This is a genomic window from Rhodococcus sp. B10, from assembly GCF_011770055.1.
GTDB classification, from domain to species: domain Bacteria; phylum Actinomycetota; class Actinomycetes; order Mycobacteriales; family Mycobacteriaceae; genus Rhodococcoides; species Rhodococcoides kyotonensis_B.
The window spans coordinates 139655-165943 of record NZ_JAAFYV010000002.1 but is presented as its reverse complement, the minus strand read 5'-3'; the positions used below and the strand labels follow the sequence as shown (position 1 = coordinate 165943).

Annotated in this window: 21 protein-coding genes; 15 read left to right on the top strand and 6 right to left on the bottom strand. The window is 65.6% G+C overall.

Annotation, left to right across the window (positions count from 1 at the left end):
- Window positions 1–3: 3 nt before the first annotated feature.
- Genes RhoFasB10_RS02065 through aroQ form a run of 3 tightly spaced genes read right to left on the bottom strand, consistent with a single transcriptional unit; the run spans window position 4 to window position 1798 of the window.
- Window positions 4–573: a vitamin K epoxide reductase family protein gene (locus RhoFasB10_RS02065; protein WP_068427769.1), complete on the bottom strand. Its 570-nt coding sequence runs from the start codon at window positions 571–573 to the stop codon at window positions 4–6.
- Entirely contained in the window at window positions 570–1301 is a 732-nt protein-coding gene (locus RhoFasB10_RS02060) for a thioredoxin domain-containing protein (RefSeq protein WP_167674894.1), read from the bottom strand. Before RhoFasB10_RS02060 ends, RhoFasB10_RS02065 begins: the two co-directional genes overlap by 4 nt.
- A gap of 59 nt (window positions 1302–1360) precedes the next feature.
- The gene (gene aroQ, locus RhoFasB10_RS02055; protein WP_174551443.1) at window positions 1361–1798 is read right to left on the bottom strand and encodes a type II 3-dehydroquinate dehydratase; all 438 of its coding nucleotides are present in this window, start codon (window positions 1796–1798) and stop codon (window positions 1361–1363) included.
- A 66-nt stretch (window positions 1799–1864) separates the two neighbouring features.
- Here aroQ and RhoFasB10_RS02050 point away from each other — a divergent pair, with 66 nt between their 5' ends.
- Window positions 1865–3151, top strand: coding sequence for an MFS transporter (locus RhoFasB10_RS02050; protein ID WP_068427773.1), 1287 nt, complete (start codon window positions 1865–1867; stop codon window positions 3149–3151).
- On the opposite strand, the gene RhoFasB10_RS02045 is transcribed toward RhoFasB10_RS02050, so the two are convergent.
- Window positions 3126–4643 (bottom strand): adenylate/guanylate cyclase domain-containing protein, encoded by a 1518-nt coding sequence (locus RhoFasB10_RS02045; RefSeq protein WP_068427775.1) that lies wholly within the window; start codon window positions 4641–4643, stop codon window positions 3126–3128. The two genes, RhoFasB10_RS02050 and RhoFasB10_RS02045, sit on opposite strands and share 26 nt — an antisense overlap.
- A gap of 195 nt (window positions 4644–4838) precedes the next feature.
- Between RhoFasB10_RS02045 and RhoFasB10_RS02040 the strand changes: the two genes are divergently transcribed.
- Both RhoFasB10_RS02040 and RhoFasB10_RS02035 read left to right on the top strand, forming a co-directional pair.
- Window positions 4839–6506, top strand: a complete 1668-nt coding sequence (locus RhoFasB10_RS02040) for an MDR family MFS transporter (protein WP_167674945.1) — start codon at window positions 4839–4841, stop codon at window positions 6504–6506.
- A 210-nt stretch (window positions 6507–6716) separates the two neighbouring features.
- A complete protein-coding gene (locus RhoFasB10_RS02035) occupies window positions 6717–8741 on the top strand; it encodes a glycosyltransferase family 39 protein (RefSeq protein ID WP_167674943.1) in 2025 nt (674 codons plus the stop codon).
- A gap of 109 nt (window positions 8742–8850) precedes the next feature.
- Here RhoFasB10_RS02035 and RhoFasB10_RS26205 read toward each other — a convergent pair whose 3' ends face one another.
- Window positions 8851–11001, bottom strand: coding sequence for a DUF222 domain-containing protein (locus RhoFasB10_RS26205; RefSeq protein WP_240930822.1), 2151 nt, complete (start codon window positions 10999–11001; stop codon window positions 8851–8853).
- A gap of 657 nt (window positions 11002–11658) precedes the next feature.
- Complete coding sequence (locus tag RhoFasB10_RS02025) at window positions 11659–12714, bottom strand: endonuclease/exonuclease/phosphatase family protein (protein WP_167674892.1); 1056 nt, start codon at window positions 12712–12714, stop codon at window positions 11659–11661.
- A gap of 91 nt (window positions 12715–12805) precedes the next feature.
- Between RhoFasB10_RS02025 and RhoFasB10_RS02020 the strand changes: the two genes are divergently transcribed.
- The 12 genes from RhoFasB10_RS02020 to RhoFasB10_RS01965 are packed head-to-tail and all read left to right on the top strand — an operon-like array spanning window position 12806 to window position 26051.
- Complete coding sequence (locus RhoFasB10_RS02020) at window positions 12806–13603, top strand: TIGR03084 family metal-binding protein (protein ID WP_167674890.1); 798 nt, start codon at window positions 12806–12808, stop codon at window positions 13601–13603.
- On the top strand, window positions 13600–15291 hold the full coding sequence (locus tag RhoFasB10_RS02015; RefSeq protein WP_167674888.1) for an acyclic terpene utilization AtuA family protein: 1692 nt from the start codon (window positions 13600–13602) through the stop codon (window positions 15289–15291). The genes RhoFasB10_RS02020 and RhoFasB10_RS02015 overlap by 4 nt, the downstream gene beginning before the upstream one ends.
- Window positions 15288–16436, top strand: a complete 1149-nt coding sequence (locus tag RhoFasB10_RS02010; protein ID WP_167674886.1) for an acyl-CoA dehydrogenase family protein — start codon at window positions 15288–15290, stop codon at window positions 16434–16436. Before RhoFasB10_RS02015 ends, RhoFasB10_RS02010 begins: the two co-directional genes overlap by 4 nt.
- Window positions 16433–18031: a carboxyl transferase domain-containing protein gene (locus tag RhoFasB10_RS02005; protein WP_167674884.1), complete on the top strand. Its 1599-nt coding sequence runs from the start codon at window positions 16433–16435 to the stop codon at window positions 18029–18031. Before RhoFasB10_RS02010 ends, RhoFasB10_RS02005 begins: the two co-directional genes overlap by 4 nt.
- Before the next feature lie 5 nt (window positions 18032–18036).
- Window positions 18037–19989, top strand: coding sequence for a biotin carboxylase N-terminal domain-containing protein (locus RhoFasB10_RS02000; RefSeq protein ID WP_114328683.1), 1953 nt, complete (start codon window positions 18037–18039; stop codon window positions 19987–19989).
- Complete coding sequence (locus RhoFasB10_RS01995; protein WP_068427787.1) at window positions 19986–21146, top strand: acyl-CoA dehydrogenase family protein; 1161 nt, start codon at window positions 19986–19988, stop codon at window positions 21144–21146. The genes RhoFasB10_RS02000 and RhoFasB10_RS01995 overlap by 4 nt, the downstream gene beginning before the upstream one ends.
- Complete coding sequence (locus tag RhoFasB10_RS01990; RefSeq protein WP_068427789.1) at window positions 21146–21907, top strand: enoyl-CoA hydratase family protein; 762 nt, start codon at window positions 21146–21148, stop codon at window positions 21905–21907. Before RhoFasB10_RS01995 ends, RhoFasB10_RS01990 begins: the two co-directional genes overlap by 1 nt.
- Before the next feature lie 41 nt (window positions 21908–21948).
- Entirely contained in the window at window positions 21949–22578 is a 630-nt protein-coding gene (locus tag RhoFasB10_RS01985) for a TetR/AcrR family transcriptional regulator (protein ID WP_167674883.1), read from the top strand.
- A 47-nt stretch (window positions 22579–22625) separates the two neighbouring features.
- Complete coding sequence (locus RhoFasB10_RS01980; protein ID WP_206030422.1) at window positions 22626–24032, top strand: guanine deaminase; 1407 nt, start codon at window positions 22626–22628, stop codon at window positions 24030–24032.
- Window positions 24033–24995 carry an antibiotic biosynthesis monooxygenase gene (locus RhoFasB10_RS01975; RefSeq protein ID WP_068427795.1) on the top strand — a complete coding sequence of 321 codons (963 nt, stop codon included), beginning with the start codon at window positions 24033–24035 and terminating at the stop codon, window positions 24993–24995.
- Window positions 24996–25020: 25 nt separating this feature from the next.
- The gene (locus tag RhoFasB10_RS01970; protein ID WP_167674879.1) at window positions 25021–25536 is read left to right on the top strand and encodes a DUF3558 domain-containing protein; all 516 of its coding nucleotides are present in this window, start codon (window positions 25021–25023) and stop codon (window positions 25534–25536) included.
- Window positions 25533–26051, top strand: coding sequence for a DUF3558 domain-containing protein (locus RhoFasB10_RS01965; RefSeq protein ID WP_167674877.1), 519 nt, complete (start codon window positions 25533–25535; stop codon window positions 26049–26051). Before RhoFasB10_RS01970 ends, RhoFasB10_RS01965 begins: the two co-directional genes overlap by 4 nt.
- Window positions 26052–26289 lie beyond the last annotated feature (238 nt).

Sequence of the window (26289 nt, the reverse complement as noted above, 5' to 3'; positions counted from 1 at the left end):
CTTTCAGATCAGCGTCGCCCAGTAATCCGAGAAGCGGATACCGATTGCGACGACGACGATCGCGTACCAGACAGCGAGGATCGTCCACCGCCATTCGAGCAGGAGCCTCGCCGCCGTGCCTGCGCTCTGGCGATCGACCAGCTGCGACAGCGACACGACGAAGATCGGCATCGTCACGGCCCAGACGACCATGCAGTACGGGCAGAGTGCGCCGATCTCGTACAGGCTCTGGTAGATCAGCCAGTGGACGAACACCTCGCCGAGGAGCGTGCCGAGGCTCAGACCGAGCCAGTACCAATGCGGGAGTTCGACCTTCGCGAGCGTCAGAACGCCGGTGACGACGACGATCGAGAACGCGACGATGCCGAGGATCGGATTGGGAAATCCGAAGACCGCGGCTTGTTCGGTGGTCATGACCGAGCCGCAGGACAGTACCGGGTTCAGGCTGCACGACGGCACGTACGACGCGTCCTCGAGCAGCTTGATCCGCTCGATCGTGAGTGTCAGTGCGGCGAGGAGTCCGAGGACGCCGCCGATCGACAGGACCCACGCGGTGACCCTCGCGGGTCTCACTGTGCTGCGGAAATGGCCGCGCGCAGGCCGTCCGGCGTCGGGTTCTGGACCACGGTGCCGTTCACCGAGACGGTCGGGGTGCCGGTGACGCCGCCCTGCAGCACGGTCTGGGTCTGGCTGGTGACGTAGTCGGTGTAGGTGCCGTCGGTGATGCAGCCGGCCACCTCGGCACTGTCCGCGCCTGCAGAGGCAGCGATGGCGACGAGCTCGTCGTCGGTCAGACCGCTGCCGCCCTCGGCGGGCTGCTGCTCGAACATGGCCGTGTGCCACGCCGGCCAATCGGCGATGTCCGCGTCCGCGACACACATGCTCGCGTTGGCTGCGCGGGTGGAGTAGTTGGTCGACGACATGCGGTCGAGAATCGCGATGGGCTTGTAGTCGACCGCGACGGTGTTGTCGGCGACGAGGCCCGAGAGGGTGTCACCGCTGATGGCTTCGAACTGCTTACAGGCCGGGCACTGGAAGTCCTCGACGACCGTGACGACGACGGCGGCGTTCGGGTCGCCGATGCGGATGGCGCCGTCCGAGGTGACTGCCGACGGGGTGGCGTCAGGTGTTGCGGTGCTGTCGTCGGACTTCTTCGATGCGATCGAGAATCCGATGACGGCGATGAGCGCAATGAGTACGACGGCGACACCGATCTGGATCAGTGTGCGGCGCTGCTTGTCCCTCTTGCCCTGCAGAGCGGCAGCGGCTGCCTGTGCCTTCTTCTTGCTGTTGTTGCTCACTGGTTCCCTCGCTCACCCGAAAAAGTCCTCCGGCCAGGATAAGCGCGCGAACCTGAGCGCTACGTAAGAGCGACGATCCGCTCGACGGCGTATCCGTAGCCCGCGATGCCGAGTCCGGCGATCACTCCGCTGGCGATGGGGGAGACGAACGAGTGGTGACGGAACTCCTCGCGTGCGTGGACGTTGCTGATGTGCACTTCGACGATGGGCACCTCGGGGATGACGAGTGCATCCCGGAGTGCGACGGACGTGTGAGTGAGACCACCGGGGTTGATCACGATGCCCGACGCCTTCCCACGGGCTTCGTGGATCCAGTCGATGAGCATGCCCTCGTGATTCGACTGTTCGGCGCGGACGGCGCGTCCGTGCGCGGCAGCGGTTTTCTCGCACAGGGCGACGACGTCGTCGAGCGTTTCGTGACCGTACACGTCGGGCTGACGGGTACCGAGCATGTTCAGGTTCGGTCCGTTGAGCACCAGGATGTAGCTGTCGGTCATGGGATTGCTCACTTTCTCTTCGCCTCGCGCCGCCGGGTCGAATCCTTCCACAGGCCACCCGGCAGAATGTTCACAGTGAAAACGGTGTGGGTCGTGTGGGGAGTCGGCGTCTTCGCGTACATCGTCGCCATCCTTCACCGCACTGCTTTCGGCGTCGCCGGTCTCGAAGCGGCGTCTCGTTTCTCGATCAACCCAGCGGTGTTGTCGTCGTTCGTCGTGCTGCAGGTCGTCGTGTACGCGGCGATGCAGATCCCGGCAGGACTGCTGTTGGACCGTGTCGGATCGCGCAAGATGATCGCGCTCGGTGCGCTTCTGATGACGACGGCGCAGGTCATGCTGGCCGTGACGGAGTCGCTGCCGGTGGCCGTCGCGGCCCGTGCCCTCGTCGGTATCGGTGACGCCCTGACGTTCATCTCGGTGCTGCGGCTGGTGCCGCGATGGTTCCCGCCGCGTCAGGTGCCGATCGTGTCGCAGCTGACCGGTCTGATCGGGCAGTCGGGACAAATTCTGTCCGCGGTGCCGTTCCTGATTCTGCTGCAGGGACCCGGGTGGACATTCGCGTTCGGCAGTGCCGCGTCGCTCGGCCTGTTGGCTTTCGTGCTCGCGTTGTCCCTGATTCGGGACACACCTGCCGGCGCCGACGTCGTCGAATCGACGACGTCCCTGCGGGAGACGTTCGGGTCGATCGGCCAGGTGTGGAAGCGCCCTGGCACGCGGCTCGGCTTCTTCAGTCACATGGGCACGCAGTTCTCGATCACCGTGTTCGCGCTGCTGTGGGGCATTCCGTACCTGACGTCCGGGCAGGGTCTGTCGGCGTCGACGGCAGGAGGGTTGCTGTCCATCTCGGTGGTGTCGTCGGTGTTCTCCGGCATCTGCCTCGGCATCCTCACCGGCCGGTATCCGATGCGTCGGTCGTGGTTGGTGCTGGCCGTCATGGTCAGCAATGCCGCGATGTGGGGCATCGTGCTGGCGCTGCCCGGCCCCGCGCCGTTGTGGCTGCTGGTGCTGCTGGTCGTCGTCATCTCGGTCGGTGGTCCCGGGTCGATGATCGGGTTCGACTACGCCCGTACCTTCAACCCGAGCGCGAACCTCGGTACGGCTCAGGGCATGGTCAACATCGGCGGGTTCACGGCGTCGCTCCTCGTGATCGCCGCGATCGGGTGGATTCTGCAGGCGCTGGGCGGTTACACGTTCGACGCGTTCCGCGTCGCCTTTCTCGCGCAGTACCCGGTGTGGATCGTCGCGATCGTCGGGGTGTTGCTGACGCGTCGCAAGACTCGTCGTCAGCTGGCCGACGAGGGCATCTACCCGCACACGATGCGGGAGGTCATTCAGCGCGTTCGCGACCGGTAGTGCTTCCCGCGAGCGTCGCGACGGCCGTCGGCGCGGCCAGACCCCGCAACGTGACGTGCCCTGTGCCATGCCACTGCTCGGCCTCGTCGGCCGCGGCGACGTCGACGAGATCCGCCGCGACGAGGACCCGCGACGGTTCGGTCTTCGCCAGGTCCGACAGCCTCGCCGCACAGTTCACCGGCTCGCCGATGACGGTGTACTCGTAGCGTGTTTTCGCACCGATGTCGCCGGCGAAGACCTGTCCGGCTGCGACGCCGATTCCGAAATCCATCGAGTCGAGTACCTGCAGCGCGACGCGCAGATCGCGTGCGGCGCGCAACGCAGCCGTTGCCGGGTCGTCGATGGGCTGCGGCGCACCGAAGATCGCGAGTGCCGCGTCGCCCTCGAATTTGTTGATGAAGCCGAGGTTGTCGTCGACGGTTTCGACGACGATCGCGAGAAACTCGTTCAATGCTTCGGCGACGCGTTCGGGCGGATGATCGACGGCGAACGACGTCGACCCGACGAGGTCGATGAACAGCACCGCCGCGTAGCGGACGTCGCCACGGGGGAAGTCCGACTCCTCGAGCGCGCGCGAGGCGACCTGTGCGCCGACGTGTCGACCGAACAGGTCACGAAGACGCTCACGCTCGGCCAACCCGGCGGCCATGCTGTTGAATCCGCGCTGCAGAGTTCCGATCTCGGAAGCGTCGTAGACCGGGACCGCGACGTCGGTTCTGCCGTCTTCGATTTCCGTCATGGCCGAGCTCACTTCACGGACGGGCTCCGACACGGACCGGGCGACGAGTATCGTCCCGCGCAAGCCGGTGGCCAGCGCGATCGCCGACACGATCAGTATCGGGAGCTCGATGGGTGCCTCGATCTTCAGGGGCGTACCGGTGGCGTGGACGACGACGATGAGCGTGATCGCCGCGACGGGAATCGCCGTGCAGACCAGCCACGTGCCGATGAGCCGGGTGAGGACGGATGATTCCGGCCGCGTTCTCGGTGCCGTCGCCGACGCGAGCGCGGCCACCGGGCGGAGTGCTCGCTCGGTGAGAAGGTAGCCCGTGCCCGCGGTCGTCACGGCGCCGAAGACCGTGCCGACGACGATCAGCACGGTGATGTCGCGATCGGTGTCGTGGGTCAGCAGCGCAAGCGCGAAACCGAAGACGAGCCACATCACCAGGTGGGAGATCGTGTGACGCAGCGGTGTTCGGACAGCGTGCCGGGACTGTCCTGCCGTCGGGACGTCCCCGCGCGCGACCCACCGCAGAGTGGGAACGATCAGCAGGACACCTGCCGCTGCGCCGGTCGTGATGCCCAGCGGCACGATCCAGCGGAATGCGCTGTAGGCCGGGTCGGTCAGGACACCTGCCACCGACGTCGACTCGGATCGAGCCAGTAGAGCGACGACGAATCCGACCTGGACCGCGGCGACGACGTTGAGGACGATCAGCGAAATGCCGTAGTGCGCCGCAACTCTGCGAACCTGAACCTGGTTGTCGGGCATGGTGTCGAATTCTGCTCTTCTCACGTGCCCGGCCGGGTGAAATCTCTTTGCAATCTCATCCGGCCGCGAGCATGCTGGTGGTCTGCTTTTTAGTTGCATGACGTAAGCAAACAAAACGTAAAGGTGTGACCAAGCGTGGTATCCCAACCTGACGTGACGGCATCCGATTCCGGCGAGTACAGCCACCGGGAGATCATGACGATCCTGTCCGGGCTGATGCTCGGCATGTTCCTCGCTGCGTTGGACCAGACGATCGTGTCGACGTCGGTGCGTACGATCGCCGACGACCTCAACGGGTTCTCGATCCTGGCGTGGGTGACGACGGCGTACCTGATCACCTCGACGGTGTCGACGCCGTTGTACGGCAAGCTGTCCGATCTCTACGGGCGCAAGCCGTTCTTCATGACGGCCATCTCGATCTTCGTCGTCGGCTCGATGCTGTGTGGGATCGCGACGTCGATGTACGAGCTCGCTGCGTTCCGGGCCGTGCAGGGCCTCGGCGCGGGCGGTCTGATGTCGATGGCGCTGGCCATCATCGGCGACATCGTGCCGCCCCGTGAGCGAGCGAAGTACCAGGGCTATTTTCTGGCCGTGTTCGGCACGTCGAGCGTCCTCGGTCCCGTCATCGGTGGCCTGTTGGCCGGCCAGTCGTCGATCCTCGGGATCACCGGGTGGCGCTGGGTCTTCTACATCAACGTTCCGCTCGGCATCATCGCGCTCGTCGTGGTGTGGCGGGTGCTGAATCTGCCCGTGTATCGGCGGGAGGCGCGCGTCGACTGGTGGGGAGCGGTGTTGCTGACCATCGGCCTCGTCCCGTTGCTGATCGTCGCCGAGCAGGGCCGCGTCTGGGGATGGACGTCGGCGCGCGCGTCGACATGCTTCGCCATCGGTGTCGTCGGCGTCGTGCTGTTCGTTCTGGTCGAGATCAAGATGCGCGACGACGCCCTCATCCCCATGCGGTTCTTCCGGAACCGGCTGTTCGCGCTGTGTATCGCGGTCAGTGTCATCGCCGGTGCGGCGATGTTCGGTGGTATCTCGCTGTTGCCGCAGTATCTGCAGGTCGTGAAGGGCTCGTCGCCGACGCTCGCCGGGTATCAGACGCTTCCGCTCGTCGGGGCGCTCATGGTCGCGTCGATCGTGTCGGGTCGCGTCATCTCGAAGACCGGCCGATACAAGATCTTCCCGATCGTCGGCACCGCGTTGATGGCGGTTGCGATGTTCGCGTTCCACTACGTGGGTGCGGACACCCCGCTGTGGCAGACGATGATCGTGATGGCTGTGTTCGGCATCGGACTGGGGTCGATGATGCAGCCCCTCACGTTGGCGATCCAGAACGCGATGCCACCGAAGGACATGGGTGTGTCGACGTCCGCGGCGACGTTCTTCCGCCAGATCGGAGCGACGCTGGGTGTCGCGGTGTTTCTGTCGATGCTGTTCAACCAGCTCACTCCGAAGACCGGGGATGCGCTCGTGGCGGCCAGTTCGGATCCCGAGTTCCAGGAGGCTGTGAAGACGGCTGCCACAAGCAGTGATCCGCTCGAGTCCGGCTTCGCGAACGCACTGATCACGCACGATTCCTCGGTCGCGGGGAGTGCGCTGACCGACTCGTCGTTCATCCAGAAGATCGACTCGGTTCTGGCCGAGCCGTTCCGCATAGGTTTCTCGAACGCGATGGACTACGTGTTCCTGGCGGTGTCGATTCTGATGGTCGTCGGATTCGTGCTCGTGCTGTTCGTCAAGGAGGTGCCGCTGCGGACGATGTCCGGCATCGCGGCCGCGCGTCAGGAGCGGGAGGCGGAGGCGGCTGCTCAGGACGCTTCCGACGATGCGGCTGGGGCCGAATCGGAGGAGAAGCGTCGGTAGTACCTCGTTCGACGGCGCCCGAGACTCACTGCTTTCCTCGAGCGAGCTCCCAGGCCTGCCGCAAGTAGCGGGGTCACTCTGGTCACAAGACATCTTCGATGGAGGACCACCGTGACCACACCACTTCTGCCACCGCGAGCGACTCCGCAGCCGCGCGCTGCGTCTCGGCACCGCCGCGCGCGTCGTTTCACGTCGAACCGCGATCATGTTCTGCTGGCCGCGCTGCTCGTCGCCACGGCGGTGCTCTATCTGTGGAATCTGACTGCGAGCGGCTACGCCAACACCTTCTATGCCGCGGCGGCGCAGGCGGGTTCGAAGGACTGGACGGCGTGGTTCTTCGGTTCGCTCGACTCGTCGAACTTCATCACCGTCGACAAGCCGCCGGCGTCGCTGTGGGTGATGGGCCTCTCCGCGAGGATCTTCGGATTCTCCAGCGCGAGCCTGCTCGTCCCGCAAGCGCTCATGGGTGTCGGCGCGGTGGCGACGGTGTATGCCGCGGTGAAGCGGGTCGCGAATCCGACTGCCGGTCTGCTGGCCGGTGCTGCGTTGGCGTCGATTCCCGCTGCTGCTCTGATGTTCCGGTTCGACAATCCCGACGCGCTGCTGGTGCTGCTGATGACGGTGGGCGCGTACTTCGTGGTGCGGTCGTTGCAGACTGCGGTCGGTCTTCGTGCTGCGATGTGGCTCGCGTTCGCCGGTGTCGCACTGGGATTCGCGTTCTTGACGAAGATGCTGCAGGGCCTGCTGGTGTTGCCCGCGTTCGGACTGACGTATCTCGTTGCGGGACAAGCACGTCTGCGTGCGCGCCTGCTGCATCTCGTCGGTGCTTTCGCGGCGTTGATCGCCGGTGCCGGGTGGTGGGTCGTGACGGTCGCGTTGTGGCCTGCCGATGCTCGTCCGTACATCGGTGGTTCGACGGACAACACCGTGTTGGATCTGGTGCTCGGCTACAACGGGCTCGGGCGCATCTTCGGAGGAAGCGGCAACGGCGGTGGGGGCGGTGGCGGCGGAATGAGCGGCGCCGCTGCGGGTTCCAGTTTCGGCGGCGCCACCGGCCTGGATCGGTTGTTCGGCAGCGAGATGGGTATCGAGATCTCGTGGCTCGTTCCGGCTGCGCTGATCGCGTTGGTGTTCGGGTTGATTGCTCGCGGTCGCGCGCCGCGGACGGACCTGCTGCGAGCCTCGCTCGTGCTGTGGGGCGGCTGGTTCCTCGTGACGGGCCTGATCTTCAGTTACATGTCCGGCACGATTCATCCCTACTACACGGTGGCTCTGGCGCCCGCGATCGCAGGTCTGATCGGTACGGGCGGGTACGCACTGTGGTTGCGCCGTGAATCGGTCTGGGGCAGAGCGGGTCTGGCGACAGTCATGCTCGCTGCCGGAATCTGGTCGTGGGTCTTGCTGAACCGCAATGCCGATTGGCTGCCCGCATTGAAATGGATCTTGTTGGTGGGCACGGTCGTCGGAGCTGCGCTGTGGCTTGCGGCCGGTCGGTTCCGGAAGTTGGCGGCTGTCGCGCTGATCGTCGGGGCGCTGGCAGGACTCGGTGGTGGGACGTCGTACGCCATCGCGACGGCGGCGACCGCGCATGGTGGATCCATCCCGACCGCTGGTCCGACCGGTGCCGTCTCGGATACCGGTATGGGCGGCGGCATGGGTGGCGGCATGGGTGGCGGCGGCATGCGGATGCCGAGTGACGGTCAGGCGCCCGGTGGTGAAATGCCGAGTGGTGAGATGCCGGCCGGTGGAATGTCCGGCGGTGAGGTGCCCAGCGGTACGGGTGATGGTCAGCAGCCCGGCGCGTCGGTGTCCGACAGCACCCAGGGCGGTACTCCGTCCGGCGGCGCTCCGTCCGGCGGCCCGGGTATGTCGTCGCAATCGTCCGATGCGGTGAACGAGTTGCTCGAATCTGCCGGCACCACGTGGTCGGCCGCGGTGAACGGTTCGCAGTCGGCCGCGACGTACGAGCTGGCTACCGATACGGCCGTCATGGCGATCGGTGGGTGGAGCAGTGACCCTGCTCCGACGCTCGACCAGTTCATCGCGTATGTCGCGGACCATCAGGTGAAGTACTACATCTCGAGTGGTCAGGGCGGAGGCATGGGCGGACCGGGCGGTCCCGGCGGTGGCTCGGACAGTACGTCGTCCGAGATCGCAGAATGGGTGGCCGCCAATTTCACGGCCACGACTGTCGACGGCACGACTGTCTACGACCTCAGCACCTACGCCGGCTGAGCCACGCAGCACCAAGACATGGCAGCCCCCGACCTCAGGCCATGACGCGTAGATCCCCTGTCCTGCCATCACGGTGGGGCAGGGGATCGTCGTTGTCGGATCGCCTGTGTCAGAACGGCGCTGGGTCATCGGCGTCTACCCTTTCTTTTCCGGTGATATCGACGTTCCAGGGGTCGGTGGGTTGATCGTGGGTGGTTGTCTCGCTGGCCTTCTCGGCCCCCTGGTCTTCTCTGTCTCGCTGGTCTTTTCGGGCTCGACGGGCGATGGGGCTGTCGATTCCGGTTCGGCGGGTTCTGCTTTGCATGTGGGTCTGCGTTTGCGGGGTATGTGGGGTGTGAGTGTGTGGCCGGTGAGATCGGTTGCGCCGACGCTGCTTCCGGGGAGGGTGACGGCGGTGCTGCCGGAGTTCGATGTCCAGTATTCGATGGCTCCGGCGAGCATGGTGGTGTGCCAGGCGCCCATGGTTTTGAGGGAGTGGTGGTAGCGGCACAGGCAGTGCACGTTGGTCAGGATCGTCCAGCCGCCGTGGGCGGGGTCGTGGTGGAGGTAGGGGATGATGTGGTCGAGTTCGCAGCTGGCTGCGGGTACGTCGCAGCCGGGGAATCGGCAGGTGCGGTCGCGGTGGCGGACCAGGTCGGCGAGCTGTGTGCGGGGCTTGTAGTGCAGTGCTCCGGCGGGTGGTTCGATGAATCCTCCGTGGCCGTCGGGGTAGAGCGCTTGCGCGACTGCGGGGTTGGCGGCGATCGCTTTCTCCGAGGGCGGCGATGAGTGTGTAGGAGCCGCGGTAGGGGCCGGTGTCGTTGGGGACGGTCTGTGCGCGAGTGGCGCCTGCTGCGGGTTTCGGGAGGTTCAGTCCGCGTCGGCGTCGCCCGCGTCCGAGTGGGTGGAATGTCAGATGATCGACAGATGCCGAGCCTCCGGTAGCTGCGGGGGCATTCTCGGATTCGGCCGCGGCGTCCCCGGGATCACCCTGCTCGGCGCTTTGTTGGCCGACCGTTCCTTCGGAGCTTTCATGACCGGCCGTTCCTTCGGCCGCCTCGCTGCCGTCTTTTTCGCCCTGGCCGTTGGTCGCGTCGCTGTCGTTTTCTTCGACCTGGTCGTCGGTCTCGGCCGCAGTGTTCTCACTCTCCGCGGTCTCGGTTGCCTCGGTGGTCTCGGTCTCCGCGCTCTCGCCGTCGGCCTCGTTTTCGCCGCCTCCGCCGCTGCAGGTCTCGTCGCTAGCCTGAATGTCGTCGTCAGCCTCGCTCGCGTCGTTTACTTCGTCGTTGTCGGCCGTGTCGTCGGCTGTGGTGGTGATCTGGAGTTCGTCGGCGATGTTGCGGGCTTCGGTGATGACGATCTGCCAGTCACTGTTGGCGGCGAGTTCGCGGGCGTAGGCGGCGTCGATGAGGCCGTGTCCGGCGAGGTAGGCGGGTAGATCGTTCAATGCGGCGAGGGTGGCGAGGTCGATGGTGATCGAGGTCAGTGGTACTCGCCGGTCGGGCAGGGTTCGGTTGGCGGTGCAGGGGTGGTCTTCGTCGGCTTCGCAGGTGCAGGCGAGATGGGTTTCGCGTCGTATGCATGCGGTGTAGGCGGCGGCGAGGCGTTGGCTGCGGGTGCGGGGGTCGCGCGGGCATAGGGTGGCGGCCATTTCGGTGATCGCTTGCCAGCAGGCGGCGGCGTCGGCGGCGTCGAGGGTTGCTTCGATGGTGGCGATCAGGTCTTTGTCGCGGTAGCGCACTCCGGTGAGTTTTTTCAGGTCTTCCCGTGTTTCGGCGACTTCGTCGGGTGCGGTGCGCTGGATGATGGCGGCGATTTCGGTGGCCAATGGTCCGGGGGAGAGCCTTCTGGCGGCGTGTAGCACTTCGGCTTCGATCCGTGTGGCGGCATCCAAAGACAGCGGGGAGGTGACGCGGTAGATCGCGCGGACGCGGGCGAGGTCGAGTTCGCCGGCGTCGAATGCTGTTTTGATCGCGGGCAGGCGTAGGCGTAGGTCCATGCCGATCTCGGCGAAGGTGTCCGCGACGGTTTTCGAGCAGCCCAAAATCTTCGCTGTTTCGGAGGCCGCATAGTTGCCGGCGTCGGTGATCAGGTCCCCGACCTGAATGGTTTGATGGATGCACGAATCCCATATGTGGGCTGCGAGAGCGACTTTCCGTGCGCAGGCCTGATTCTCCAGGACCGCGACCTGCGACAGTTCACCCAACACCGCCGTGTCGATGACCGGTTTCTTCTGTGGTCCGACGTATTTCGCGAACGCGCTGCGCTCCGTGAACGGCATGGATTCAAGCCCCCCGACTCGATTCGAACTTGTGTTCGACTATACCACCGGAGATCGCGATGTCAAGGAAAAGTTACTGCGTCACAGAGGATTTCGATGCTGCGGGCGCTACCACATGCCACCGACAAGAACGCGCCGCGCCCATCGCGACAGGCATCGACCAGCGTCACGCATCAATGGGACTGGGCCCGGGCACCCGAACGCCTCTACGTCACATCCCGGATATCCGTGACCCTGTGGTCGAATTCGCTGTCCACGTCGTCGACAGCATCCTCGACGCGCCCGAACTCGAGAGGCCGGTATACGAACACAGTTGACATTCCCAGATCTCGAGCCGCCCGCAGATCGTACGGGTGCGACGCCACCATCGCTGCACGCTCAGGGCGCACACCCAAGTATCGGCACGTTTGTTCGTGCAACACGGATCTAGCTCGAATCCGTCGAACATCTCGGCGGTCAGCGATGCACCTCAATCGCTTTCGTGCTTTTCGGCCGATTCACCATCGACGACACTCGTCCACCACAGCCGATCCCCGCAACTCGCGAACCCCGTCGACGACGTCCGGCCACAGCGTCAACCGGCGCCGCGTCTGAAGACGCCGTCCGAGAGACGGAGACGACGAATACACACGCGCCCTACGCCGTCGCGCGAGGGCCCTAGATCTGCACGTCCACCCACACCAACCTGTGGTCCGACGGGTGTTCCACCCCGGCCGGCCAATGAACACCCGAGCCCGCGACCGGCAGGTCGTCCGATGGCAAGGCGTAGTCGACCCGCAGATCGCCGGGCACGGGATCGGCGAAATCCGCTGTATCCGTTCCACTACCGGCTTCCGACGTCGGCGCAGGATCCTGAACTCGAGGGTGATCCAACAGTTGCTGAATCGACCCGGCCACCGAATCGCCGTCGACCGGATCGCTGTTCTGATCACCCACCACGACGAACGTTGCACCGGAGTCCAATCCGCCACGAACTCCGTTGTCGTCGTACAGATACTCCGCACCGGAGATGTAGTCGGCCGTCAGTCGGATCTCGTCGTGATTGCGCTTGCCGTTCCGATCCTCCGGGCCGTCGAACGACGGGGGAGTCGGATGCGACGCCAGCACATGCAGCGTCCGGCCGTCGACATCCACCGGTACATCCCAGTGCGACTTGCTGGACAGTCGCAACGCGTCCGACGCCTCCCCGTAGTAGTCCCGTGGCAACAGCGAACTCGGCATGTCCTTCCACAGGAAGTTCTGGAACGTACGCACGCCCGAGGTGTCGATCGGATACTTCGACAACACCACCATTCCGTACTGGCCAGGGAATTGACCGAACCCGTAGGCATCTCCCGGGCCACCCGTGGCGCCGTCGACATCCAGATCCAGCCCCGAGTCGACACCCGTGTTCACGGGCGCCGTGTACGAGAATTCGTATCTGCCTTCGAGATACCGATCACGAAACAGGTTCACCGCATCGGGACCCGAATAGTCGAACTCGTTGATCAGCAACACATCCGGATCGTTCTGCCCGACGATGTCGGCAACCGCACGTATCTGCGCATCGTCGCCCTGCAGGTCGGCGACCAGCTCGCCCGCGGCGCTTCGATTCATGCTCGCGTTGAACGTCGCAACCCTGATGGTCGACGCCTCATCCTCGGCCCCGGACTCGGCGGGCGACGCGCACCCGGCCAACACGGCAACAGCACAAACACCGGCGAAAATCCTCATGCCCGGCACCGTAGAGACTGCATCTGAACAGCACGTGAATTAACAAGCAGGCGCGCTTGCTTTTTTACGAACCCGCTGGAATGCTGTCCACATGGCCGACCTCGACTCGATCGTCGATGACCTCCGCGCGGAAGGCGATGCGCTGGACGCGCTCGTCGCCGACCTCGACCAAGAACAATGGTCGACGCCTACTCCCGCCGCCGGATGGACCATCGCTCACCAGATCGGACACCTGTCCTGGACAGACAACGTCGCCGAGCGGACGACGTCGGGTGCCGCAGGCGACGCCGACGCGGCGGCCGAGTTCGACGTAGCACTGAAGCAAGCGTGGGCCGACCCCGCCGGATTCGTCGACGCCGCCGCCGACGAGGAGGCCGCCAAGCCGGACCTGCTGACCACCTGGCGCACCCGCAGGCACGCCATGACCGATGTGCTCGTGAAAGTACCTGCGCGAGTGAAGATCACATGGTTCGGCCCGCCCATGAGCGCGGCGTCCATGGCGACAGCCCGATTGATGGAAACGTGGGCACACGGCCAGGACGTCGCCGACGCACTCGGCATCGTCAGGGAGCCGACCGACCGTATCAAGGGCGTGGCACACATCGGGGTGCGCACACGCGACTTCGCCTACGCCGTCAATCAGCAGACTCCGCCGGCCGAGCCGTTCCGGGTCGAGCTCACTTCCCCCTTGGGCGAGCTCTGGACCTGGGGACCGGAGGATGCGTCGCAGCGCGTCACCGGCTCGGCGGCGGACTTCTGCCTCTTGGTGACCCAGCGCGCTCACCGCGACGACCTCGATCTCACGGCCGTCGGTGACGACGCACAGCACTGGCTCACCATCGCTCAGGCCTTCGCGGGCCCACCTGGATCGGGACGTGACAAACGATGACCGTGCGGATCGGTAACTGCTCCGGCTTCTACGGCGATCGTCTCTCGGCGATGCGTGAGATGCTCGAAGGCGGCGAACTCGACTATCTGACAGGCGATTACCTCGCCGAACTGACGATGCTGATTCTCGGCCGCGACCGGATGAAGGACGCCACCCGCGGCTACGCGAAAACCTTCCTGCGCCAGGCCGAGGACTGCCTCGGGCTCGCTCTGGACAAGGGTGTCAAGATCGTCGCCAACGCGGGCGGACTCAATCCCGAAGGGCTCGTCGACGCGCTCGACAAGCTCGGTTTCGGCGCCGAAATCGCCTATGTCGAGGGCGACGACCTGTTGCCGCGCGCACAGGAACTCGGCCTCGGCTCGCCACTGACCGCCAATGCCTATCTCGGCGCGTGGGGCATCGTCGAATGCCTGAAATCGGGCGCCGACGTCGTCGTCACCGGGCGCGTCACCGACGCGTCCGTCATCGTCGGGCCAGCCGCACATCACTTCGGTTGGACACCAACCGATTACGACGCCTTGGCCGGGGCTGTCGTCGCCGGCCACGTCATCGAATGCGGCACCCAGGCGACGGGCGGTAACTACTCCTTCTTCACCGAGATCGCCGACATGTCCCGTCCCGGCTTCCCGATCGCCGAGATCGAGGCCGACGGTTCCTCGGTCATCACCAAGCACGAGAAGACCGGCGGCGCAGTGAGCGTCGGTACCGTCACCGCCCAGTTGCTGTACGAGATCACCGGTGGGCGCTACGCGAACCCCGACGTCACCGCGCGGATCGACACGGCCCGACTGACACAGGAATCGAGCAATCGCGTCCGCATCAGCGGCGTCACCGGCGAAGCACCGCCCCCGACGCTGAAGGTCTCGCTCAACTCGCTCGGCGGTTTCCGCAACGAATTCACGTTCGTGCTGACAGGACTCGACATCGACGCGAAAGCCGAACTCGCCCGTCGACAATTCGAAGCCTGGTTGCCGACGAGGCCGAAAGAGCTCGACTGGACCCTCGTTCGCAGCGACAAGCCCGACGCCGACACCGAGGAAACTGCGAGCGCCGTGCTTCGGTGCGTCGCGCGCGACAGCGACCCCAACATCGTCGGCCGCCAATTCTCCGCAGTGGCAGTAGAACTCGCACTCGCGAGCTACCCCGGCTTCTCGCTGACGGCCCCGCCGTCGAACGGCGGTCCGTACGGTGTGTTCACGGCCGGCTTCGTACCGATCGCCGCCGTGCCGCATACGGCGGTACTCCCGGACGGTACGCGGCGCGACATCCGCCCTGCCGAAGAGACCCGTGAGCTTGCACCTCTGGATCCTCCCGAGCTTCCAGGCACGCGTCCGGCGGAGCCCACCGTCCGCCTCCCGCTCGGCACCATCGCGGCCGCCCGTAGCGGCGACAAGGGCGGCAATGCCAACGTCGGCGTCTGGGTGCGCACCGACGACGAATTCGCTTGGCTCGCACATGCACTGACGGAGTCGAAGCTGAAAGAGATGCTGCCGGAGACGCGCGAGCTCACCGTCACCCGACACGTACTGCCGAACCTCAGAGCCGTCAATTTCGTCATCGACGGGATTTTGGGCGAAGGCGTTGCGTCACAAGCACGTTTCGATCCTCAGGCCAAAGGCCTCGGCGAGTGGCTTCGGTCTCGCCACATCGACATTCCCGAAACGCTCGCATTCCAAGGAGACATATGACGATCTGGACGACGCCGGAGCGGCAGCAGCTCCGGAAGACCGTTCGCGGCTTCGTCGAACAGGACATTCTGCCGCACCTGAAGCAGTGGGAATCCGACGGTGAACTACCGCGCGAACTGCACAAGAAGGCCGCAGCACTGGGCCTGATCGGCGCGGGCTTCCCAGAGGACGTGGGCGGTGACGGTGGCGACCTCGCCGACGCCGTCGTCATCTGCGAGGAAATGCACCAGGCCGGTGCGTCGGGAGGTTTGTTCGCGTCGCTGTTCACCAGCGGAATCGCGTTGCCGCACTTGGTCGCAGCACGGAACGACGAGCAGATCGACAAGTGGGTCCGCCCGACCCTCGCGGGCGAGAAGATCGGCTCGCTTGCCATCACCGAACCCGGCGGTGGATCCGACGTCGGACATCTGCGAACCAAGGCGGTGCGCGACGGCGACCACTACGTCGTCAACGGTGCGAAGACCTACATCACGTCGGGCTGCCGTGCGGACTTCGTCGTCACTGCCGTCAGGACGGGCGGCGACGGTGCCGCCGGGGTATCGCTACTCGTCGTCGAGAAGGGCACCCCCGGTTTCGAGGTCGCGAACAAGCTCGACAAGATGGGATGGCGCGCATCGGACACCGCGGAACTGTCGTTCACCGACGCCCGAGTGCCCGTGGAGAACCTCGTCGGCGCAGAGAATTCCGGGTTCGCGCAGATCGCGCAGGCCTTTCTGACCGAACGTATCGCCCTCGCCGCCCAGGCCTACGCCAGTGCGCAGCGGTGCCTCGACCTGACGCTGCAGTGGGTGCGCGACCGTGAGACGTTCGGAAAGCCGCTCATCGCACGACAATCCGTGCAGAACACCGTCACCGAGATGGCGCGCAAGATCGACATCGCACGCGTCTACACCCGCAACGTCGTCGAGCGATCGCTCGACAGCAACGACGACCTGATCGCCGAAGTCTGCTTCGCGAAGAACACCGCCGTCGAAACCGGGGAGTGGGTGGCCGACAAAGCCGTGCAACTCTTCGGTGGCCTCGGCTACATGCGGGAAAGCGAAGTCGAACGCCAGTATCGCGACATGCGCATCCTCGGTATCGGCGGCGGAACCACCGAGATCCTGACCGGACTGGCAGCGAAACGATTGGGGTACCAGGCATGAGCGTGCTGAAGTCCACTCTCGACACCGCATCGGAGCAGTTCACCGATGCGACGGGGGCGATGAACACCAAACTCGCCGAGATCGACGCCGAGCACTCGAAGGCGCTCCTCGGCGGGGGCGAGAAATACGTCGAGCGACACAAGAAGCGCGGAAAGTTGCTGGCTCGCGAGCGTATCGAACTCCTCATCGACGAGGATTCCGCATTCCTCGAACTGTGCCCGCTGGCGGCCTGGGGGAGTGAATTCCCCGTCGGCGCAAGCACGGTCATGGGGATCGGCGTCGTCAGTGGAGTCGAATGCCTGATCGTGGCCAACGATCCCACCGTGCGCGGCGGTGCCAGCAACCCGTGGACGCTGAAGAAAGGGTTCCGCGCCAACGACATCGCGACCCAGAACCGTCTCCCGGTGATTTCGCTCGTCGAATCCGGCGGAGCGGACCTGCCCACCCAGAAGGAAGTCTTCATCCCGGGCGGCCGGATGTTCCGCGATCTGACGCAGCTGTCCGCGAAAGGGATTCCGACGATCGCACTGGTCTTCGGCAACTCGACCGCGGGCGGCGCGTACATCCCCGGAATGTCCGATCACGTCGTCATGGTGAAGGAACGCTCCAAGGTGTTCCTCGCCGGGCCTCCGCTCGTGAAGATGGCCACCGGCGAGGACTCCGACGACGAATCCCTCGGCGGTGCCGAGATGCACGCCCGAAAGTCCGGTCTCGCAGACTACTTCGCCGTCGACGAGCAGGACGCCATCCGTATCGGCCGCAGCATCGTGAAGCGGCTGAACTGGAAGAAGAAGGGACCCGAGCCGCGCGCCGACGTCATCGAGCCGCTCGCGGATCCCGAGGATCTGCTGGGCATCGTCCCCACCGACCTCAAGATTCCGTTCGACCCGCGCGAGGTCATCGCCCGCATCGTCGACGGCTCCGACTTCGACGAGTTCAAGCCCATGTACGGCTCCTCGCTCGTCACCGGATGGGCTGAGCTGCACGGCTACCCGATCGGTATTCTCGCCAACGCCCGCGGCGTCCTGTTCAGCGAGGAATCGCAGAAGGCGACGCAGTTCATCCAGCTCGCCAACCGGTCGAACACGCCACTGTTGTTCCTGCACAACACAACCGGATACATGGTGGGCAAGGAATACGAGGAAGGGGGCATGATCAAGCACGGTTCGATGATGATCAACGCCGTATCCAACTCGACGGTTCCGCACATCTCGATCCTGCTCGGCGCGTCGTACGGTGCAGGGCATTACGGCATGTGCGGCCGCGCATTCGATCCACGCTTCCTGTTCGCCTGGCCGTCGAGCAAGTCTGCCGTCATGGGCGGCGCGCAACTGGCAGGCGTCATCTCCATCGTCGGACGCGCGGCAGCAGAAGCCCGCGGTCAGGCATTCGACGAAGAGGCCGACGCCGGATTGCGCGCGATGATCGAGAACCAGATCGAAGCCGAATCGCTCCCGATGTTTCTGTCCGGACGCCTCTACGACGACGGCGTCATCGACCCCCGTGACACCCGTACGGTAGTGGGAATGTGCTTGTCGGCCATCGCCTCTGCCCCGATCGAAGGCACCGATACCTTCGGTGTCTTCCGGATGTGAGCGACATGACCATCACGAGCGTCCTCGTAGCCAACCGCGGCGAAATCGCCCGACGCGTCTTCACGACCTGCCGTCAGGAAGGCATCGACACGGTCGCCGTCTTCTCCGACGCCGACGCGGATGCCCCGCACGTCCGCGATGCCGACGTTGCGGTCCATCTGCCCGGCACCGCGTCGGCGGACACCTATCTGCGCGGTGAGCTCGTGATCGCGGCCGCCGTCCAGACCGGCGCCGACGCCATCCACCCCGGTTACGGATTCCTCTCCGAGAACGCCGATTTCGCACAGCAGGTGCAGAACGCCGGACTGACGTGGATCGGACCGCCCGTCAAGGCGATCGAACTCATGGGCTCGAAGGTCGAGTCGAAGAAGATCATGTCCGACGCCGGCGTGCCGGTTCTCGACCGTCTGACTCCGGCGGACGTCACCGACGCCGACCTCCCGGTGCTCATCAAGGCCTCGGCGGGCGGTGGTGGTCGCGGCATGCGCGTCGTCCGCGAACTCGCGAAGCTCGACGAGGAGATCGAAGCCGCTGGGCGCGAGTCGCTGTCTGCATTCGGTGATGCGACGGTGTTCGTCGAACGCTACATCGAGACCGGGCGGCACATCGAAGTGCAGGTCATGGCCGACCGCCACGGGACCGTCTGGACCGTGGGCGAACGCGAATGCTCGATCCAGCGCAGGCACCAGAAGGTCGTCGAGGAGGCGCCGTCGCCACTCGTCGAACGCATCGACGGCATGCGGGACCGGTTGTTCGACGCCGCGCGAAAAGCAGCCGAGGCCATCGGCTACGAGGGTGCAGGCACCGTCGAGTTTCTCGCCGACGAGAAGGGCAACTTCTTCTTCCTGGAGATGAACACCCGCCTCCAGGTCGAGCATCCCGTCACCGAATGTACGACGGGACTCGACCTCGTCGCGCTGCAGATCAGCGTCGCGGCAGGGGATCCGTTGCCCACGGAACAGCCGTCGGCGCAGGGGCATTCGATCGAGGTCAGGCTCTACGCCGAGGACCCGGCCCAGGAGTGGCAGCCGCAGAGCGGACCGGTCCATCGGTTCGACATCCCCGGCAGGCACTTCGAAGTCCTGACCGCGTCGGGCATCCGCGTCGATTCGGGCGTCGAGAGTGGCAGCACGATCAGCACCCACTACGACCCCATGCTCGCCAAGGTCATCTCGTACGCACCCACGCGCGGTCAGGCCGCGAACCTTCTCGCGAAGTCCCTGTCTCGCGCCGTCATTCACGGGCCGACGACCAACCGCGACCTCCTCGTCGCGATCCTGCAGCACCCTGCGTTCCTGGCTGGCGACACCGACACGGCCTTCTTCGACACGCACGGCCTCGACATTCTGTCCCAGCCGATCGCGCAGGGGCGGGCAGTCCGGATGTCGGCACTCGCGGCGGCGTTGGCCGATGCGGCATCGAACCGCGACAGGGCGACGGTCAACAAGGGTCTGCCGAGCGGCTGGCGCAACCTCCCGTCGCAACCGCAGCGAAAACTGTACGGCGACATCACCGTCGAATACACCCTCGGCCGCTACGGGCTGAAGACGGACCAACTCGACGGCGTCACCCTCGTCGACTACACGCCGAACCGAGTCGTGCTCGACGACAACAAGATCCGTCGTACATTCCAGGTGAGCACGTACGGCTCGCACGTCTTCGTGGATTCACCGCTCGGCCCGGTGCGTCTCGAACGCACACCGCGCTTCGTCGACCCCACCGACGAAGTCGCGGCAGGTTCGTTGCTCGCGCCGATGCCGGGCAGCGTCGTCAGAGTTGCTGCAGCACAGGGTGACACCGTGACCGCAGGCCAGCCGATCCTCTGGCTCGAGGCCATGAAGATGGAACACACCGTGACTGCACCCGCGGACGGTGTGCTCACCGAACTGAACGTCAGTGCAGGTCAGCAAGTGGAAGTCGGGACGGTCTTGGCCGTTGTCAGTGAGGGAGAAGAATGAGCTTCATCGAAACCGACGAGCAGAAGGGCCTGCGCGCCGCGGTCTCGTCGCTGGGCAAGCGCTACAACTACGTCGACTACGTCCTACCGAAGGCTCGCAAGGGCGAACCACTGACCGAACTGTGGGGTGAGGCAAGCAAACTCGGCTTCCTCGGCGTCAACCTGCCGGAGGAGTACGGCGGCGGGGGTGCGGGCATCTACGAGCTCGCGCTCGTCCAGGAAGAACTCGCGGCACACGGTGCAGGTCTGCTGCTGGTCGTCGTCAGCCCTGCCATCTGCGGAACCATCATCGGCAAGTACGGCACCGACGAGCAGAAGCAGGCGTGGCTGCCTGCGCTGTCCGACGGGTCGAAGATCATGGCGTTCGGCATCACCGAGCCCGACGCCGGATCGAACTCGCACCAGATCACGACGACGGCTCGTCGAGATGGAAGCGACTGGATCCTTCGCGGCAGCAAGATCTACATCTCCGGCGTCGACCAGGCCGATGCGGTGCTGATCGTCGCCAGGACCGAGGACAGCAAGACAGGGAAGCTGAAGCCGGCGCTGTTCATCGTCCCGACCGATTCCGAGGGCTTCCAGAAGACCCGGATGGAGATGGACATCATCGAACCGGATCACCAGTTCACGCTGTTCCTCGACGACGTTCGACTGCCCGCGGACGCTCTCGTGGGTGAGGCCGACGCGGCCCTGATGCAGCTGTTCGCGGGACTGAACCCGGAGCGGATTCTCGGTGCGGCGATGGCCGTCGGGATGGGGCGTTACGCGCTCGATGCGGCCGTGAAGTACGCGAACGAGCGGACCGTCTGGAAGTCGCCCATCGGTGCGCATCAGGGCATCGCGCATCCACTCGCGCAGGTGAAGATCGAACTGGAACTGGCCAAGCTGATGATGCAGAAGGCCGCGGTCCTGTACGACAGTGGCGACGACTTCGGTGCAGCCGAGGCCGCCAACATGGCGAAATATGCTGCGGCAGAAGCAAGTATCAAGGCGCTCGATCAGGCCATCCAGACGCACGGCGGTGCAGGCCTCACCGAGGAGTACGGCCTGGCCGCGATGCTCGGTGCGGCTCGTATCGCCCGCGTCGCACCGGTGAGTCGCGAGATGATCCTGAACTTCGTGTCGCAGCACTCGCTCGGTCTGCCGAAGAGTTACTGATGGCAGTCACCAGTTCGACGGACAACTCCGTCACCACGCTGACACTCGATTCCCCGCACAACCGCAACGCCCTGTCGACGATCCTCGTCGACGAGCTCGAAGCCGGTCTGAAGGCCGCAGCCGACGACCCCGACGTGCGCGCGATCGTGCTCACCCATACGGGCGGCACGTTCTGTGCGGGGGCCGACCTGTCCGAGGCCGGGTCGTCGGTCGAGAGCAGGACGTCGCAGATGCTCGGCCTGTTGCGGCTGATCGTCGAGACCCCGAAACCGGTCGTCGGACAGATCGACGGACACGTGCGTGCCGGAGGTATGGGGCTCGTCGCCGCGTGTGACATCGCCGTCGCAGGCACTGCCGCCACCTTCGCGCTGACCGAGGCTCGGCTGGGACTGGCCGCGTCGATCGTGTCCCTGACGGTGTTGCCGCGACTGGACTCGCGCGCAGCCAGCCGGTACTTCCTGACCGGCGAGAAGTTCGGGGCACACGAGGCGGAAGCGATCGGGTTGATCAGCGAGGCCAGCTCGGATCCGGCGTCGACCGTCGTCGACATCCTGGATTCGCTGAGACAGGCGTCGCCGCAGGGGCTGGCCGAGTCGAAATGGCTGACCACGCGGGCTGTTCTCGCCGGCTTCGACGCCCGCGGCGAGGAGCTCTCGGCCCATTCGGCGAGGCTGTTTGCATCGGACGAAGCGCGGGAGGGGATGATGTCCTTTCTGCAGAAGCGTCCGCCATCGTGGGCGGGAGTGAAGCCTACGGAATGACCGGATGGTCAGCCGCTAGACCGGGAGAGAAGTAGTACGAGATGGTGACGGCGCGTGAACCGAAGCAGGACCGCAGTAGAGCCACGCGCCAGCGGCTTCTCGAGGCGACGATCGATTCGCTGTCGGAACACGGCTGGGCCGCGACGACGGTAGGCGTCGTCGCCGAACGCGCGGGAGTCTCCCGCGGCGCGACGCAACACCACTTTCCGACGCGCGAGGACCTGATCACCGCGGCGCTGGACTCGATGTTCGACACGCGGATGGAAAACGCCCAGGCGGAAACGACTCCGGTGCCGCCGGGCCCGGAGCGGACGCAGGCCGTGGTCGAGCGGCTCGTCGAGTACTACACCGGACCGCAGTTCAAGGCCGCCCTGCAGGTGTGGACGGCCGCGGCCGCCGACCCCGAGATGCGCGCCCGGGTTCTACCTCTGGAGGAGAAGTTCGGCCGCGTCGCGCATCGAATGGCCGTCGCACACCTCGGTGCCGACGACTCCGATCCGCAGACGCACCGCCTCGTTCAAGCCACGCTGGATCTCGCGCGCGGCCTCGGACTTGCCGACGTGCTGAGCGACGACTCGCGTCGTCGCGCGGAGATCGTGCGGGCCTGGGCAGGCGTCCTCGACAGCTCGTTGAAGATTCGACAGGGTGAAATCGCTGTTCTGAACGGATGATTTCGACCGTTCGGCAAGCGGTGCGCATCTCGGCGTGATTCGCTTCGCTGGTGAACCAGGTACACAGAGGCCACATCTTCCACGTCGCCGGATCGCCCACGGTGCACGGCGCGACCGACGCGCTCGAGTACCTGGAGGACGGAGCGCTCGTCGTCGGCGGTGACGGACGCATCGTCTACTGCGGCGCGTTCGACGGATTGCCCGAGGACCACGAGAGCTGGAACGTCGTCGACCACCGCCCGGGCTTCCTCTTCCCCGGGTTCGTCGACACGCACGTCCACTTCCCGCAGACCTTCGCCGGCGACGCCTACGGCGGTGGCCAACTGCTCGAGTGGCTGAACGCGTGCATCTTCCCGTCGGAAAGCCTGTTCGCCGATCCGGACTTCGCGCGGGAAGCCGCCGTGAAGTTCTGCGATCGACGCATCGCGGCCGGTACGACGCAGGCGATGGTGTTCGGCTCGGCCTTCCCGCACGCGCAGGACGCACTGTTCGAGGAGACCAGGCGTCGAGGCCTGCGCGTCGTCAGCGGACGGGGAGTGCAGACCACCGGACCCGACTCGGCCGCAGCCCTGATCACCAGCGAAGACGATGCCGTACGACTCGTCACCGAGGAGATCGAGAAATGGCACGCCGCCGACACCGGGGACGTCCGCACGGCGACGTTGCATGTGGCCGTCGTGCCGAGGTTCTCGCTCGCGGTCACCACCGAGACGTTGAAGAACCTCGGTGAACTCTACGATTCCGTCCGCGACCGCGGCGTCTACTTCCACAGTCACCTCAACGAGAACGATCGGCCCGGCACCGGCGAAGTGGCGACGACGAAGGAGATGTACCAGGTCGACTCCTACCTCGACACGTACGACGGTAAGTTCCTTCCCGGATCCGCCGTCGGCGGCAAGAGCTTCCTCGGCCGGCGCAGCATCCTCGCGCACGCGGTCCACTGCCAGGACGTCGAGCTCGCTCGCATGGCCGAGACGGGCACCTCGATCTCGCACTGTCCGACGTCGCAGCAGTTCCTCGGTTCCGGAACGATGCCGTGGAAGCGAACCATCGCGTCCGGGGTCAACGTCGCCATCGGTTCCGACTTCGGCGGCGGTGACGAATTCCTGCTGGCCCGGGTTCTCGGCGACGCATTCAAGGTCCATATTTCCGAGGCGGGCGACGACGGCATCTCGATGCACCCGGCCGAGATGCTGTTCACCGGAACCCTGGCCGGCGCGCGGGCGCTCGACATGGAAGATCGCATCGGCAACTTCGACGACGGCAAGGAAGCGGACTTCGTCGTCGTCGACCCGCGGGCGTGGCCCCCGCTGCAGGGCGTGATCGACAACGGCGTGCGGTCCGACGACCCGACCATGGCTCGTGACCAGACGCTCTTCGCAGTGCTGATGGCCATGCGCGAACCTGCGATCACCGAGGTCTACGTGCAGGGTCGTCGGATCGACGTGACCTAGATGGCCGAGTCCGCGGCGACTGCCGTCAGTGTGTTCCGATCGAAAGGCGAGCACGACGGCTTCACTGCCTGGACTCGCACGATGCACGAGGCTGCAGCCACGAGCCCTGGGTTCCTGACTGCCACGGTGTCGACTCCGGTCGGAAGCGGATTCGACTGGGCTTCGTCGGTGTCGTTCGATTCCGAGAAGCATCTGCACGCCTGGCTCGACAGCGACGACCGCGCCGCGCTGCTGCACGCGGGGGAGAAGGATGGTCACACCCGCGTCAGCACGGACCTGCTGATCGTCGACGGGCACGCGCCGTCGACGGGAGTGGGCATCATCGCGCACGACGTCGTCGACGGTCGTCTGACGGACTTCCGCCGGTCGCAGGAGGAGCTGGTCGCGCTGAGTTCCGGCTTCTCCGGATTCGAGGGTGCGGTTCTGCTCGGGCCCGCGGACCCGAGCGACACCGAATGGATCTCGATACTGCGGTTCAGGACCGACCGTCAACTGTCCGAGTGGATGCAGTCCGACACCCGGTCCAAGGCCCTTCCCGAACTGCGTAGACACCTCGCGGGCGAGTTCTCGGTGATCACCCACAGCACGCCGTTCGGCTCGATCGTCCGAGTCGAGGACGGTCAGGCCAAGGTGACGCCGGACTGGAAGACGGCGATGCTCGTCCTGCTCGTGCTGTATCCGACGGTGATGACGCTGTCGCGGTTCGTCGGACCTCTGCTCGACGACGTCGGCGCACCCCCGTGGCTGTCGATGTGGCTGAGCCAGATCTGCAGCGTCGGGTTGATGACGTACTTCTTCATGCCCGCGGTGACCGGTTGGTTCCGTCGTTGGCTCGACCCGATCGACGGGGCGTCGCGTAAGGTCTCGGTCGTCGGCGCGCTGGTGGTCATGGCCGTGTACGCGGCGACGCTGTCGTTGTTCGCGTCGGTGAAATGGCTGCAGTTCTGGGACTACTTCGACTAGCACCCCTCGACTAAGGTGCCTGAACATGCGAGCGATCGTGGTTCTGGGCGTGGCACTTGTCGCGCTGTCGGCGGGATGCAGCAGCAGTGACGACGCAGCGGTCCCGTCCGCGACGACGGCGAGCGAGGACCCGGGCGCGGCAGGACCGTTCTTCGGTGCGTGCGGTTCGGTCACCGACGAGGAGGTTCGCAGCGCGTTCGCCGTTCCCGCGTTCACCGCCATCACCCGCAATTCCCTCGGGTGCGAGTGGGAGGTCGGCGGCTTCACCGGCCCGTCGGTCAGTTTCTCGTGGTACCGCGGCAGCCCCATCGAGCGGGAGCGCGCAGGCTCGGAATTGATCGGTCGCCCCGCCGAGAACATCGAGATCGACGGACATGACGGTTTCGCCGCGGCAACCGACAACTACCTGTGCGAGGTCGGCGTGCAGTACGGCAAGGACTTCATGCATTGGTCCGTCACGTACGGCGATCAACCGCCGACGGCGAGTCCGTGCGACGTCGCCGAACAGTTGGCGACGCTCTCCGCGGAGCTCGCGCAATGAGGCGCGCTCTGGCCGCCGCGAGCCTGCTGCTCCTCGCCGGATGCAGCACGACCGTGCAGGGCACGCCGACCGCGGCGACGTTCGACGGGTCGGGCAACCCGGATCTGCGCAAACTGCTCACGGAATGCGACGCCGTCTCCGACGACCAGATCGCGAAGACCGTGGGTGGCGACGCCATCGCCCGCGCCTTCTTCGGAGCGATCTGCCGCTGGGACGTCGCGGGTCCGGCAGGCACGGTGAAGGTGTCGTTCAACTGGTTCGAGAACGGCTCGCTCGACGTCGAGCGACGGACGAACGAGCAGCTCGAGTACACCGTCGGCGACATAACCGTGCAGGGCCGCAAGGCAATTCGGGTGCAGCCGCCAGGTGACCCCGCGTCGTGCGGCGTCAGTGCAGGGTCGCCGGACTCGGGCGTCGTCGGATGGTGGGTGCAGTATCAGCCGGGTTCGGCACACCCCGACCCGTGCGAGGCCGCGACGGCGTTGATGGACCTGACGATCAATCTGGCCCGGTAGCACAACCTGGGTCGTTTTGACCCGAGGCCGCGCCGCCGGGTATCGTTATGGGTCGTGTCCGGCCTGGCCGGTCCGTTTGTGTGCCTATGCGAGGTACAGCCGTGCGCCCGCTGATACGACAGCGAGCTCGGGCTGCACGTGTGGGGGTATGCGACACACCCGACCGCGGGGTGCAAGAGACCCGCGGTGGTTCCACTGGGTGAGGAGCAGTGTTCTCTTGCTCCAACTGCTAGATCCC